This window comes from Streptococcus oralis (genome assembly GCF_001578945.1).
GTDB lineage: Bacteria > Bacillota > Bacilli > Lactobacillales > Streptococcaceae > Streptococcus > Streptococcus oralis_Q.
Map to the genome: position 1 here is coordinate 53693 of NZ_KQ969555.1, position 15013 is coordinate 68705.

13 protein-coding genes and 1 pseudogene are annotated in these 15013 nt (G+C 41.2%); all 14 read right to left on the reverse strand.

Features of this window, described 5'->3' with window-relative positions; genetic code table 11:
- Positions 1-166: 166 nt before the first annotated feature.
- On the reverse strand, positions 167-1087 hold the full coding sequence (locus tag SORDD16_RS08680) for a helix-turn-helix domain-containing protein (RefSeq protein ID WP_061453135.1): 921 nt from the start codon (positions 1085-1087) through the stop codon (positions 167-169).
- A gap of 123 nt (positions 1088-1210) precedes the next feature.
- Positions 1211-3864 (reverse strand): annotated as a pseudogene (gene adhE / locus SORDD16_RS08685) (bifunctional acetaldehyde-CoA/alcohol dehydrogenase).
- 295 nt (positions 3865-4159) lie between these two features.
- On the reverse strand, positions 4160-4573 hold the full coding sequence (locus SORDD16_RS08690; protein WP_061453136.1) for an MORN repeat-containing protein: 414 nt from the start codon (positions 4571-4573) through the stop codon (positions 4160-4162).
- On the reverse strand, positions 4560-5003 hold the full coding sequence (locus SORDD16_RS08695; RefSeq protein ID WP_061453137.1) for a low molecular weight protein-tyrosine-phosphatase: 444 nt from the start codon (positions 5001-5003) through the stop codon (positions 4560-4562). Before SORDD16_RS08695 ends, SORDD16_RS08690 begins: the two co-directional genes overlap by 14 nt.
- Before the next feature lie 47 nt (positions 5004-5050).
- A complete protein-coding gene (yajC, locus tag SORDD16_RS08700; RefSeq protein WP_061453138.1) occupies positions 5051-5371 on the reverse strand; it encodes a preprotein translocase subunit YajC in 321 nt (106 codons plus the stop codon).
- 116 nt (positions 5372-5487) lie between these two features.
- Positions 5488-7464 (reverse strand): transketolase, encoded by a 1977-nt coding sequence (gene tkt, locus SORDD16_RS08705; RefSeq protein WP_061453139.1) that lies wholly within the window; start codon positions 7462-7464, stop codon positions 5488-5490.
- Between the two features lie 112 nt (positions 7465-7576).
- Positions 7577-8668 (reverse strand): L-ascorbate 6-phosphate lactonase, encoded by a 1092-nt coding sequence (ulaG, locus tag SORDD16_RS08710; RefSeq protein ID WP_061453140.1) that lies wholly within the window; start codon positions 8666-8668, stop codon positions 7577-7579.
- 116 nt (positions 8669-8784) lie between these two features.
- Positions 8785-10458 carry a BglG family transcription antiterminator gene (locus tag SORDD16_RS08715; protein ID WP_061453141.1) on the reverse strand — a complete coding sequence of 558 codons (1674 nt, stop codon included), beginning with the start codon at positions 10456-10458 and terminating at the stop codon, positions 8785-8787.
- A 167-nt stretch (positions 10459-10625) separates the two neighbouring features.
- Positions 10626-11330 carry an L-ribulose-5-phosphate 4-epimerase gene (locus SORDD16_RS08720; protein ID WP_061453142.1) on the reverse strand — a complete coding sequence of 235 codons (705 nt, stop codon included), beginning with the start codon at positions 11328-11330 and terminating at the stop codon, positions 10626-10628.
- Position 11331: 1 nt separating this feature from the next.
- Complete coding sequence (locus SORDD16_RS08725) at positions 11332-12195, reverse strand: L-ribulose-5-phosphate 3-epimerase (protein WP_061453143.1); 864 nt, start codon at positions 12193-12195, stop codon at positions 11332-11334.
- A 3-nt stretch (positions 12196-12198) separates the two neighbouring features.
- On the reverse strand, positions 12199-12864 hold the full coding sequence (locus tag SORDD16_RS08730; RefSeq protein WP_061453144.1) for a 3-keto-L-gulonate-6-phosphate decarboxylase UlaD: 666 nt from the start codon (positions 12862-12864) through the stop codon (positions 12199-12201).
- 13 nt (positions 12865-12877) lie between these two features.
- Positions 12878-13363 (reverse strand): PTS sugar transporter subunit IIA, encoded by a 486-nt coding sequence (locus tag SORDD16_RS08735; RefSeq protein WP_061453145.1) that lies wholly within the window; start codon positions 13361-13363, stop codon positions 12878-12880.
- 76 nt (positions 13364-13439) lie between these two features.
- On the reverse strand, positions 13440-13718 hold the full coding sequence (locus SORDD16_RS08740) for a PTS sugar transporter subunit IIB (protein WP_000241470.1): 279 nt from the start codon (positions 13716-13718) through the stop codon (positions 13440-13442).
- 22 nt (positions 13719-13740) lie between these two features.
- On the reverse strand, positions 13741-15013 hold a 1273-nt coding region (locus tag SORDD16_RS08745), incomplete at its 5' end, for a PTS ascorbate transporter subunit IIC (protein WP_061453146.1).

The window sequence follows — 15013 nt, forward strand, 5'->3', positions numbered from 1 at the left end:
ATCTTTAATTCCCTCCTTTATATAATATAGATTAAGTTACTGAAATAACACATTATTCATTAACTCTTCAAATAAGCAAGCCTAGGATAACTTTTGCTTACATATAGAATTATATCCGTTTTTTAAAAAGCCCCCAATGACAGAAATGTCACTCCTATTAACCCATTTAACGATATCTTTTTAGGTCCTCGGTCCATTCATTGTCTAAACTAACGATTAACTTCTCATTTCCAAACATTCTCGCCATCATTTTTGCTTCTTCATACTTTTGTTTTGCTGTATCATAATCCGTCTGAATATAATACTTCCACTCCACCATCAAGACAATTGGTTGTTTTTGAAAATCTCGTGTTTTTTCAGCAATCCAATTGAGTTTTTCCACCGCCAACTTAAATAACTCTAGGTTGTTAAGTAGTTCACAACTACCTAATCCTGCAAATAATACATCTCGAACTAGAAATAAATCTTCGGCACTACTTTTCTCTACTTTATCACAAACCTTTTGAAACATTGATTGAAGTTTTGTCTGCTCGCTAATAGGTAACTGTCCTTTTTTTATATTTTCTAAATAACTACATAAAAAATACAATCGAATTTTCAAAAGGTCTGAAAATGAAAACTCACTTTGATTACAAAGTTCGTCCAAATACTCATCTACTAGCGCAAGCCCATATTGTTCATTATCAGTTGCTCTCACCTCATCTATGGCTTGAAGACAATCCACTACCACTTTCTCATCACGTGGCAAATCATCATAAAAACATTCAAAAATCTCATCAAAATATTTTTCCTTTTGTTCCTGCAACTCTTTGTCTCCATAGTCAGGATGATGAAGAAGAAAGTACTTTAATTCTTGGTAACGCTTGGGTAATTCCTTATAGTCTGGCATCAAGACATAAGATGGAATACCTAACCTATCTGCAATGTATTCTAGTGTTTTTATAGTAGGACGAAATTCTCCTTTTTCGATACGCACCAACTGACGAACGGATAACTCTGACTCATCCCCACAAAAAACTGGACGACTGAGACCTTTCCCCTCTCTAAGGAGTCTTACCTTTTCCCCTAAATCATTCACTTCTCTCATTTTTCCCTCGCATCATTTCAAAAGCTTTGATATTCAAATAAATATATGCCTTTATTATAACATTTTTCAAAAAAATCTACAAAAAAGAGACAGGATTACTCCTGCCTCTAGGCTGATAAACGATTATTTACGACGTCCTGGACGTTCTGCATAACCATAGTAAGCATCTGCCATGATTTCTTCCATGTCGGCTACCATTGGCAAGCGTGGGTTTGCAGGTGAACATTGATCTTCATAAGCAAGCAAGGCAATTTCATGCAAACTGTCTTTCCAAACTTTTTCATCGATTCCAAAGCCTTTGAAGTTCATTGTGATTCCAACTGCTTCACCAAGATCGTAAACTGCTTTGGCATAAGCTTCAACCGCTTCTTCTGGAGTTGAGTGAGGCAATCCAAGCATTTTCGCGATGTCTTGGAATTTCTCATCAGCTTTCCAGTAGTTGTACTTAGGCCATGTAGTTGTCTTAGATGGGCGAGTACCATTGTAACGGATAACGTATGGAAGCAAGATCGCGTTTGTACGTCCGTGAACAGTATGGTGAACACCACCAATCTTGTGGGCCATTGAGTGGCTCATACCAAGGAAGGCATTGGCGAAGGCCATACCAGCCATTGTAGACGCATTATGCATTTTTTCACGTGCTTCTGGGTCAGCTGTCTTAACAGATTTTTCCAACCATTCAAAGACAAGTTTGATAGTTTGAAGTGCAATACCGTCTGTGTAGTCGTTAGCAAAGTTTGAAGTGTAGGCCTCAGTAGCGTGAGTCAAGACATCCATACCTGTATCAGCAGCGATAAAGTCTGGAACTGACTCGACCAAAGCAGGGTCAACAATGGCAATAGTTGGTGTCAATGAGTAGTCAGCCAATGGATATTTGCGGTTGTTTTTCTTATCAGAGATAACGGCAAATGGTGTCACTTCTGAACCTGTACCTGAAGTTGTTGGGATACCGATGTACTTCGCTTTCTTACCAAGTGATGGGAAGCGGAAGGCACGTTTACGGATGTCCATGAATTTTTGAACCAAGTCACGGAAGTCGATTTCTGGTTGCTCGTAGAAGAGCCACATTACTTTGGCTGCGTCCATTGGAGAACCTCCACCAAGAGCGATGATTGTGTCTGGTTCAAATGCTTTCATCACTTCAGCACCACGTTCTACAGTTGTGATGTCTGGATCTGGTTCAACATCTGAGAAGACTTGGATCGTTACACGGTTGTTACGTGCGTTCAATTGATCGATAACACGTTGAACAAATCCGAGTTTTTCGATAGATTTGTCTGTAACAATCATAACGCGTTCAATATCTTCACATGTTTGAAGGTATTGGATAGAATTGCGTTCGAAGTAAATTTTTGAAGGAACTTTAAACCATTGCATATTATTTCTACGTTTCCCTACTTTCTTGATGTTTAGAAGGTTAATAGCGCTCACGTTATCACCAACTGAGTTGCGTCCGTATGAACCACATCCAAGTGTCAGTGATGGGATGAAGGCATTGTAAACGTCCCCGATACCACCGAAAGTAGATGGAGAGTTCCAGATAATACGCATTGCTTTGATTTCTGTACCAAAGCGTTTAGCAAGAGCTTCGTCTTTTGTATGGATGGCTGCTGAGTGACCAAGTCCGTTAAACTCAACCATTTGACGAGCTTTTGTAAGACCGTCTTCTGTATCTTCAGCTTTTAAGACAGCGATAACTGGTGACAATTTTTCACGAGTCAATGGTTCTTTTGGTCCTACTTCTGCACATTCTGCAGCCAAGATGTTTGTTCCTTCTGGAACGCTGAATCCTGCTTGTTCTGCAATCCATGTTGCTGGTTTACCAACGATGTTTGCATTTAGTTTAGCGCCAGCACAGTTTTTGCTGTTTGCTTTAACACCGAAACAGAATTTTCTTCAAGAAGTGCTTTTTCTTTTTTGTTTACAAAGTAAGTGTGATATGATTTGAATTCTTCTACAAATTCGTCATATACTTCTTTATCAATGATAACAGCTTGTTCTGATGCACAGACCATCCCATTATCAAATGATTTAGACATGACGATGTCGTGAGCAGCTTGACGGAGGTCGGCAGATTTTTCTACATAAGCAGGAACGTTTCCGGCACCTACCCCAAGAGCTGGTTTTCCACATGAGTAAGCCGCCTTAACCATGGCATTACCACCAGTTGCAAGGATAGTTGCAACACCTTCGTGGTTCATTAGCGCTCCAGTTGCTTCCATAGATGGCTCTGTAATCCATTGCACACAGTTTTCAGGAGCACCAGCTGCAATGGCTGCATCGCGAACGATTTGTGCTGCATGTGCTGATGATTCTTGAGCTGATGGATGGAAAGCGAAAACGATTGGGTTACGTGTTTTCAAAGCAATCAATGATTTGAAAATAGCTGTTGAAGTTGGGTTCGTTGTTGGAGTGACACCACAGACTACTCCGACAGGCTCTGCAATCTTAGTTAAACCAGTAACAGGGTCATCTTCAATAACACCGACAGTTTTAACACCACGCATATTATTCACTACGTGTTCGCAGGCAAATAGATTTTTTGTCGCTTTATCTTCAAATACTCCACGACCAGTTTCTTCAACTGCATGTTGTGCAAGGATACCGTGCGCGTCAAGTGCTGCAACAGACGCTTTTGCTACGATGTAGTCAACTTGCTCTTGGTTCAACTTGCGCATTTCATCAAGCGCAACCAAGGCTTTTTTCACGAGACCATCGACATGCTTTTCAGCAGCAAGTTGTTTTTCCTCTGGTGTTACTGTTTTTTTATCAGCCATATTATCCTCCATAGCCTTTAAGGATGTTATCCTTTGTTAATTTTTTCACAAGTTTATTATAACTCTTTTTTTATGCTTTGTAAACAGTTTCATAAACATTTCACAAAGAAATTTTCTGAGATTGTGATTTTTTTCTCAATATAGCTACGCAATAGAGTTTTATCTGGATGATTGTGAAATTATGAAAAATATTTTTTTATTTCACAAAGTTTTTCTAGTTGATAGTTATTTATCAAAGTTGTGTACCGAAAACGCTTTCTTTTTCACTTTTAAGAATAGCCTCCTCATCTGGAGACTACTGTTTTTGTTGAAAGACGCCTTGCTTAAAGCTGCCTTCATAGACAACTTCTTGCTCTGTAGTCAACTTCCCTTGACCTTCAGCCTGGCCATTTACAAAATCACCTTCATATTTCCAGCCAGCTTTGGACTGGAAGGTTCCTTTACCATTGAAAGCTCCATTGTTGAACTCACCTGTGTATTGGTCCCCATTTTCAAAGGACAGGGTTCCTTGACCATTCATCTTTCCTCTTACCAAGGTTCCATCATAAACAAGGGCACCACCATCAAGTGTCAGGACACCCTTTTTAGGTGTATTTAGTAGAAAAACTGAGACGGCACAGATAACGATTAGAAGGACAGTTGCAATCTCTATATGTGGTCTAGTTAGATAAACTCGATATTTTTCGAAGGTTTCTTTAAGCTTTTCCATTGTCACTCTCATTTTCTAAACGATCTAGCCAGCTTTGGCATCCACTTGTGATGCGAGCATAGGTTTCCTCAAAATCTCCTGTGTACCATGGATCTGGAACACTTTCAGACGCAAAAGAGTAGATTTTGTGCTGTAGTTCCTGAGGACACATTTGACGCAGATCCGAAACGTTTGAAGCATCCATACCGATAATGTAATCAAATGACTCAAAGTCTTCTCTGCGAATCTGAAGCGATATTTTGTCTTTGTCATAAGGGATCTGATACTGCTGGAAAATCCCTTGCGTTCCCTTATGAATCGGATTCCCATGTTCCCACGATGACGTTGCCCGACTCTCAACTTGATAATCGCTCGTCATGGATTTCATCACAAACTCTGCCATGGGGCTACGGCAAATATTTCCTAAGCACACAAATACTATTTTTCTCATCCCTTTTCCTCTCATCTCATAGAAAAACGGGAGTGACAGATCCCGTTTTATTCTTCGATTGCTCCACTTTCGTCAACAACTGTTCCTTCTGGTGTCACAGCCTCTTTGAGCGGCAAAACGGTCTTGATAGCAGCCAATTCAAAGGTCAAATAGACCCCGTCTACATCAAGAACGATTGTTTTTTTCTCAGTATCTACTTCATCCACTGTTCCGTAAAGTCCGCCGATTGTGATCACTTCATAGCCTTTTTGAAGCTTGTTCAAGCTTTCCATACGCTTTTGTGCTTGCTTCTTTTGAGAACGTTGCATAAAGAACATCAAGCCCATCATTGCTACTAACATGATTAAAAAAGTAATATTTGGATTCATTGTTTTCTCCTTTATATTTTACATAGGACTACTATATCAAATTTCATCTACTTTTACAAGATTGTGCCTTGTTTTATGGTTATAAAAAATCAGAGCTTTCACTCTGATTTCTGCAATTATTTCAAGTTTTGGACGACTTTGACTAAATTTTCTACCGTAAATCCGTACTCTGCCAAGACTTTTGGTGCTGGGGCAGATGCTCCGAAGGTATCGATACCGAGCACTGCACCATCAAGCCCTACATATTTGTACCAGTTTTGAGTTGCACCCATTTCGACCGCAACACGGCGACGAACTGCATTTGGAAGGATTTCTTCCTTGTAGGCCACATCTTGTGCGTCAAAGACATCTGTAGATGGCATGCTGACTACACGGACTTTTGCACCTTGACTAGCCAATTCTTTGGCAGCTACGACCGCCAAATTCACCTCTGAACCTGTTGCAATCAAGATCGTATCAAAGTCTGCTGCATTTTCATAGACAACATAGGCACCTTTCGCAACTTTGTCAAAGTCTGTTCCTTCTTCGACAGTCAAATTTTGACGTGTCAAGACAAGGGCAGTTGGTGTTTTTTCGCTTGTCACGGCAAGGTACCAAGCTGCTTGAGTCTCACGCGCATCTGCTGGACGGAAAACATTCAGATTTGGCATAGCACGAAGACCTGCTAAGTGTTCAACTGGTTCGTGAGTTGGACCATCTTCACCAACTGCAATAGAATCGTGAGTAAAGACATAGGTCACAGGAAGTCCTTGCAAGGCTGACAAGCGGACAGCCGCCTTCACATAGTCAGAAAAGACGAAGAAGGTTCCACCATAAACACGAAGTCCACCGTGAAGAGCCATTCCGTTCAAGATCGTTCCCATTGCAAATTCACGAACACCAAACTGAATATTGCGGTTTAAGCGATTAGCGTCGTCTTGAAGTCCATCCGTTTTGATGTAAGTCATGTTTGAGTGAGCGAGGTCAGCTGATCCACCTAGGAAGGTTGGCAACTTGGCAGCTACAACGTTCAAAGCATCCTGGCTCGAGTTACGAGTTGCTTGAGAAAAGCCGTTTTCTAAGGCTGGAAAGTCTGCTGGAGTCACTTCAACTGGATCACGTCCGTCGATAATGGCTTCTACTTCTGCAGCAAGTTCTGGATGCGCTTTTTTATAGTCAGCAACTAATTTTGTCCAAGCTTGATAAGCTGATGCACCACGGTCTGCAACATTTTCCTTGAAATCAGCATAAACTTGCTCTGGGATTTCAAATGGTTCATAATCCCAACCAAGCGCTTGGCGAGTTGCTGCAGTTTCATCTGCTCCAAGAGGAGCACCGTGTACAGCATTGGTCCCTTGTTTGTTTGGAGAGCCATATCCAATCACAGTCTTCACTTCAATCAAAGATGGTTTGCCTGAAGCTTTAGCTGTTTCGATAGCCGCATGGATTGCTTCCAAGTCTGTTCCATCCTCAACCAAGGCTGTATGCCAACCGTAAGCATTGTAACGATCACGAACACTTTCTGTGAAGGAATCCTTTGTCTCACCATCCAAGTTAATGTCATTTGAATCATAAAGAACCACCAACTTGTCGAGTTTTTGCAAACCTGCGTATGAAGCCGCTTCGCTTGAAACACCTTCCATCAAGTCTCCGTCTCCACAGATCACATAAGTATAGTGGTCAAAGATATTGAAGCCTTCGCGGTTATATTTGGCTGCCAAGAAACGTTCTGCTTGGGCAAAACCAGTAGCAGTAGAAATCCCTTGACCTAGAGGACCAGTTGTAGCGTCAATCCCTGCTGTATGCCCAAATTCTGGGTGACCTGGTGTTTTGGAACCCCATTGGCGGAAGTTCTTGACTTCATCCATGCTGACATCTTCAAAACCAGAAAGGTGAAGAAGAGCATAAAGAAGCATAGAGCCGTGTCCTGCTGAAAGAATAAAACGGTCGCGGTTGATCCAGTTTGGTTGAGCTGGATTGATACGAAGTTGTTTTGTAAAGAGGCTATAGGCCATTGGAGCAGCCCCCATGACCACCCCCGGGTGACCTGAGTTTGCTTTGTTGATGGCGTCAATACCTAGAAAACGAATTGCATTAACAGATAGATTTGACATAGAATTTCCTTTCTCTTTGAGGTGATTAGTGAATCACACATTCTATCCTACTATTATATGAAAATTATCCGTATCATGCAACATACGGATAACCTCCAAAAAATATTTTACATTAGAGTAAAGCTTTAAATTGGATATTTGAATCTTGCTCGAAGCAATCATCAAAACCACGTGGGTGGTGGTACTCAATCAAGTCTTTATCTTGTGGGTAGGTATATTTACCTCCAACTTCCCAGATAAATGGATGGAATTTGTATTGCAAACGGTCTTTACGCATTCTCCACAATTCGAGGATTTCATCTGTTGAAGCCATAAAGTTAGACCAGATATCATAGTGAACAGGGATGATGACTTCTGCACGCAAGTTTTCAGCCATGCGAAGAAGGTCCACAGAGGTCATCTTGTCTTGGATACCAACTGGGTTTTCACCGTAGTTGTTCAAGGCAACATCAATCTTGAAGTCTTTTCCATGTTTAGCAAAGTAGTTAGAGAAGTGAGAGTCTGCACCATGGTAAATGGTTCCACCTGGTGTTTCAAAGACGTAGTTCACTGCTTTTTGAGCCATTTCTTCGTCTGTAACTGCAAGACCAGCTAGTTCGCCACCTGTTTCGTCAGCGCCATTGACTGGTAATGTTACCAAACAAGTACGGTCAAAGGATTCAACAGCATGAATCTTCATGTCTTTAAGTTCAATCGTGTCACCCGGTTTAACTACAATAATGCGTTCTTTTGGAACTCCCCATCCTTCCCAGATGAGTCCGCAATGGTAAGGTCCGATAAATTTAACATGCTCCAATTTTGGATTGTTCAAAATCGCTGCCGCTGTATAAGGGTCAATATGATCGCTATGGAAGTGAGAAACCAAGTAGTAGTCTAACTCATTGATTGCAAATGGGTCAATCACCATCGGCTGTACGCGCAAGTTTGGTTGCAATTTACGCACTCCTGCCATGTTGGCCATTTGGTGTCCACGGACCATATCTTTCACCTTTTTAGTAGATTTTCCACGGTTTGACCAAAGGTCCATCACAACGTTAGCTCCACCAGGTGTCTTGATCCAAGTTCCACAGTTACCAAGCCACCACATTGAAAAGTTTCCTTCAGGGACGACTTCTTCTTCAATTTCTTCGTTGAGCCATGTTCCCCACTCTGGGAAAGTTGCTAGAATCCATGATTCTCTTGTAATTTCTTTTACGTTTGGCATTATGATATCCTCCATATTTTGTTCAAGTATTGTTTCCATCCTCAGTATATCATCCCCCAGAATATTAAAAAAGACCAAGAAAAACACAGGTTTGTGTTCATCATTGGACTGTCATGTTATAAATCTTCAAAAAAGGACTGGATAAGCAATTCTTGGTTAATGAGTGCTTGAATTTCCTCTTGTAACTTCATCGCGGCATGCTTGTCTGGTATATAGGTTGAGATAATGATTGATAAATTTTCACTAAAACTTCTGCCATCTTTTCGAAAAACTTTGTATTTCAGATAATCGACGATACGCAAGATATCCTCTGCCTCTAGTATAGGATTGACCTTTAAGACAGGGAAGCGACTCTCGAGTTCATCATTTGTTGTAATCACCAAATCCACCAAGGCAATATCTTCGACACTTTTAAACTGTTCTGTTGTGAAAACTGCTCCGATTTGCTCATTTGGAAGATAGAATCGACATTGTTTGAGCAAAAGTTTGGAAACTCCCACTCCTTCATCACAAACAAGATAGATTTTTTTGGTGGTATTCTGAGAAGAGGGGGTATATTTCAAAAATCCACCAATGTGAATCGTCAGATAAGCGATCTCATCGTCCGTCAAATGCACAAACCAGGCTTCCTCTAAAATCTCTGCACACTTTTTAGTGATGATAAAGAGATCACTATATTTGGAGCGAATTTGTTTTGTGAGAGGATTCTTAGAAAAAATTCCATAGGTTTTTCTAAACAACAAAGCTTTACAGTGAATCAGTAAGTTTCGCAACAAGTCTTCCTTGTTTTCAATTTCCATCTTGGTTTGCGATTCAAAATACCAGATAAACTCTTCCAAGCTAGTCCTTAACTGATAAAAATCTTTGCTTTCTGCATGAATGTCCCTATCCTTTCTATAGGATAGAAGGAGAATTGCTAGTAGGGAAACTTCAAGTTCTGATAAAGAAATCTCAAAGCTTTCAAAAAGACGTTTACTCAATTTTTTAGACACTCGGTACTCTATCCTTCTGCGAATCAAAGAAAATTCTTGTTCAATATCCTGATGTTTCTCTTGATAGCGAGTGACATTGTCGCAACTCAAAAGTAGATAGGGAAGCACACGTAACATAAAGGTGACTTCGTGGTGGTTAATCTTTTTCCCTAAGTCCTGTTCAACCAGAGGCACCTGTTCCTTGAGAAATTGATGCATCTGGCTAGATAAAAGCATCTCCCCTTGAAGGCGATCCTTAATCTTTTCCTCAAGAATACTAACAAAAGCCTCATTCCCTTCCATAAAGATATGGTATAAGAGAGATTGAAGATGTTGAATTTTATTTAGGGGATGCGCGCTCAGATAATAACCTTGTGATTTACTTACTTGCAAGGTTACCTGATACTGTTCCAAACTTAACTGATAACGGATGGTGTTGAGATCATTTAAAACGGTGTTGCGCGAAACTTCTGTTAATTCCATAAGTTTTTCGATAGTGATGCGTTCTTTGGCAATTCCAATCCAAAACAACATCATCTGCATGCGTTCTTCCCCGCTCATCACATAGTCGTAGGAGTCAACTTCGGATAAAAGTTGCTGACAAGCAAGTCTCTGTTCCTCTGTCAAATAGACACCGATACGAGGAAGACTAACCAGATGATATTCAGGATTACCCAGCGCATCATTAATTTTATCAATATGATAGTAGACCTTTCTCCTCGATTGTCCCAAATCTTTGGAAATGGTCATAATCGTTTTGGGAGATTCTTGATCCATGAGGTACAGCAATAGCTCACAACTCGTTTTATCTAATACCATCTTCTCCTCCTATTATTCGGGACTAATCAATCAAACAGTCTCCCTATCATAACACTTTAATAAAAATGTTTCAATGATAATATTTATCATTGGACTCGTTTGCTTTTCGGTTTCACTGCAAAAGTGAGGCTTAGATATCTCCAAGCCTCTTTTCAATTGCTCGTTTTTTATTTTTGACCATAGTAGGCATTTGGTCCGTGCTTTCTTTGGTAATGTTTTTCCAGTATGTACTGTGGAGCAGGTTCAACTCTTGGATTGATCTGCTCTGTGAAGCGGTCCATCTTGGCAACTTCTTCGAGGACAACTGAGTGATAGACTGCATTTTCAGGGTTCTTACCCCATGTGAATGGACCGTGGTTGCGAACGACAATGCCCGGAACTTCAACTGGATTGAGCCCACGGCGTTCAAATTCTTCCAGAATGACCAAGCCTGTATCCTTTTCATAAGATACTTCAACTTCGTCCTGAGTCAAACTACGAGCACAAGGAATTGAGCCGTAAAAATAGTCGGCATGTGTTGTCCCATAAAATGGGATATCACGTCCCGCCTGTGCCCAACCAACTGCCTCTGTCGAATGAGTGTGGACCACACTACCAATAGCAGGCCAAGCTCTGTATAACTCCACGTGGGTTGGCAGGTCAGAAGATGGTCTCAAATCGCCTTCAAGAACCTTGCCATCCAAATCTGTCACCACCATGTTTTCAGGAGTCAATTTATCATAATCTACGCCAGACGGTTTGATAACAATCACACCTAGTTCACGATTCACTTCTGAGACATTGCCCCATGTGAATTTAACCAAGCCATGCTTAGGAAGAGATTGATTGGCTTCACAGACACGTTTTCTCATATTATTGATTACTTGATTCATCTTACATCAAACCCGCTTTCTTTATTAATGGGTAGAGGAAATCTTGGGCTTCTTTGATAGCTTCTTTGGTTTCTTCTACTGTTTCACAGTTTTCAGACCACATCTCAATTAGGAAAGGACCATTATAGTTGGTCTTCTTCAAAATATCAAAAGCTGCTTCCCAATTGACACAACCGGCTCCAAAAGGAACATCTCGGAATTGTCCTTTTGAAGTCTCGGTCACAGGATAGGTATCCTTAAGGTGGAGGGCTGCAAGGGAATGGTGCCCGATATAAAATTCACTATAAACGTCATTATGCCAAGCTGAGACATTACCAATATCTGGATAGACAAAGAGATAAGGTGAATCAATCTCTTTTTCAATAGCCAAGTACTTCTCAATGCTATTGATAAAAGGATCGTCCATAATCTCAATGGCCAAAATCACCTGAGCTTCCTCCGCCCAGTCACAGGCTTGTCGGAGGTTTTTGATAAAGCGTTCACGTGTTTGAGGGGATTTCTCCTCATAATAAACATCATAGCCAGCTAACTGAATGGTACGAACTCCCAAATCCTGAGCCAGTTCGATACATTTTTTCATCAGTTCCAGCGATTTTTTTTCTAAAACAGGATCGTTTGAACCCATTGGATAGCGACGATGGCCTGAAAAACAGATGGACGGGATTCGGATACCTGTTTCATAGATAGCTTTCACAATCTCCAAACGTTCTTCCTTGCTCCAATCAAGACGAGCCAAACGTTCATCACGCTCATCAATCGACATCTCAACGAAGTCGAAGCCTAACTCTTTGGCAAAATTCAAGCGTTCTAACCAAGTAAATTGCTTGGGTGTAGCTTTTTCATAGATTCCAATTGGACGTGCCATGGCTTACCCCCAAATTCGTTTGATTTCATCCTTAAAGGCACGCGCTGCGCCTGTCGGATCTGGCGCCTCAGTAATTCCGCGACCTGCGATGAAAGTAAAGACATCCACTCCTTCAAAGAGTTTAAGTGTATCTACATCCAGTCCACCTGTAACAGACACACGGAAGCCCATATCGATCAATTTTTTGACCTTGTTTAGATCTTTTTCACCCCAAGTTTCTCCAGCAAGTAGAGCATCACGAGATTGGTGGTAGATTGCTTGGGAGATTCCTGCATCAAGCCAGAGTTGAGCCTGTTCAAAAGTCCAGTCTCCGTAGAGTTCAATTTGGATTTCTCCTCTATCTCCACGTTCAGCTGTGATTGCTTTAAGAGCTGCTTCCATAGTCGGAATGGTTGCACAGCAGATACAAGTCATCCAGTCTGCTCCGCGTACAGCATTATTCTTAGCAACCGTTCCCCCAGCATCTGCACACTTGGTGTCTGCCACGATGATCTTATCTGGGAAAAGGCTACGCAAGACTTCTACCAATTCGCTCCCTACTTGAAGTAGGCAAACAGTACCAGCTTCGATGATATCCACTTCATGACCAACAGATACAGCAGCCTTAATTGCGCCTTGCAAATCTGAATGGTCTAGTGCAACTTGTAAATTTGGTATTCTTTTCATCATCTTCCTGCTCCTTTTAGCTTTCCAAATCCAATCCTTCAAGGTATGGACTATTTTTTGATTCTTCGATCATATCCAAAACTTCTTCCTTGCTCTGACATCCTTGCAAGCGCGCAATGGAATCTTCCAACTCAAACAAGGCAATAATTTGTGGAATCGCTACACTTGTATGAATCTTCGAGCTTGTCGCAGCCAAAGCTAGTAAGACGGATACTTCTTTTCCATCTGAAAAAACAACGGGATTTTGCAAGGTAATCAGTGAAAAAGCATCCCGCTGAACACCTGCCTCTGGTCTAGCATGTGGCATGGCCATCCCTGGCATTAAAATATAGTAGGGACCATATTCTTCTGTTGACTCAATAATCGCATCATAGTACTCTGGTAAAATTGCACCACTTTCAATCAAGGGTTCCACTGCTAACTTAACCGCTTCTTTCCAGTCAGCCGCCTCAAGTCCCAATCGAATTGAATCATTTTCAATCAAAGCTTGTTTTAAATTCATAGTTACCTCCTTTATGTAAAGAGGGACTAGGACAGAATCCAGTCTTCACAGTTTCTGTCCAGCCCCCTCCAACCTTCTATAGTGCCTGACTGAGTTTTTCAGTGATTTCTTTATCATCCATCAAGTTGTCAAGCCCGATCAACTTCCCATTTGTTCTCCCTTCCAATTCTTGGATTAGGTGAAGAGAAGCGATAACGATATCATAGCCAGCTGCCAAACTTTTAGCTTCGCCGACACTGCATGAGTTTACTGTAAAGTCTGTTTGGTTTAGCTTGCGGAGCGCATTTTCCACCTTCATCTTGATAACCATTGATGAGCCCATACCATTTCCACACGCTGCTAATACTTTAACCATTTTATTTCTCCTTTTCTAAATTCTAAGCTTCTTCTTGTACTTCGCCGTTATAGTATTTTTCTTTATCTTTAGCTTTGGCAAACTGAATTTGAGGAATGACAAGCAAGAAGAGGCAAACAAGCACATAACCAATAATACCTAGGTATTTGAAGATGTAGCCAAATCCAAGCCATGGGAATTCAAAGTCGATATTTCCATGGTAACCGCCATAAGCTGCCAAGTCGAGAAGGGCTACACAAAGAGCACCAAGGGCAACTTGAAGTACACCTGAGATGAAGGACAAGATAACTGCCGCTTTCCAACCACCACGTTTATCAGCGTAAACGGCGATAGCTGCATTATCAAAGAATACCGGTACAAATCCTGTGATGATAAGGATAGGGTTTTGGAAGACAATAAGTAGAACGATTGTAATCAATTGACCAATCAAACCAAAGGCAAAACCTGACAAAACAGCATTTGGAGAGCCAAATCCATAAGAAGCCGCAACGTCCACCGCTGGGAATGAACCTGGCAAAAGTTTGCTTGAGATACCTTGGAAGGCATTTGTCAATTCAGATACGAACATGCGGACACCTTGCATCAAGATAAACAAGTAAACTGAGAAGGTGAAGGCTGTTTGGATAATGTACATGAAGAAATCTTGCTTAGCAGGATTGAACAAAGTTCCTGAAGTGATCACTTCTTTATTTGACATGATTTCTGGTCCCAAGATCAAGAGAATGGCACCAAAGAAGACCAGCATCAAGGTTGCAGAGGCAACTACTGTATCATGGAAGATAGAGAGGAATTTAGGCAATTTAAGATTGTCTAGACTTTCTTCCTTCTTACCAAAACGTCCTGCGATTTTATCTACAAACCAAATAGCAAATTGTTGTTGGTGACCAATCGCAAAACCACCACCACCAGTCAAACGTTGAGTTGCTTCAACAGTCATGTTTGAACTGATTGCCCAGTAAAGTCCACAGATAATTCCGATAGCTGCTGTACCGTAAGCATTGCGCAATTGTGGAACCAAGAAGAGAACCATAAGAGAAACAGTTGCTGCTTGTTGCACCATGATATGCCCTGTGATAAAGAGGGTTCTCACTTTAGTGAGTTTACGGAAAGCCACTAGCAGAATATTGACTCCAAAGCCAATCAAAAGGGCTGTTGTTGCAGTTCCGACAAAATCAGGAAATTCAGCTGCAATTTTGTTATTTGCGGCTGCTAGTCCGAAGTAAGGGTCGATAACTGCCGCACCAATTTGGAATTTAAAGTTGAGCGCTGCCAAAATCGGACGGAAAGTGGTAACC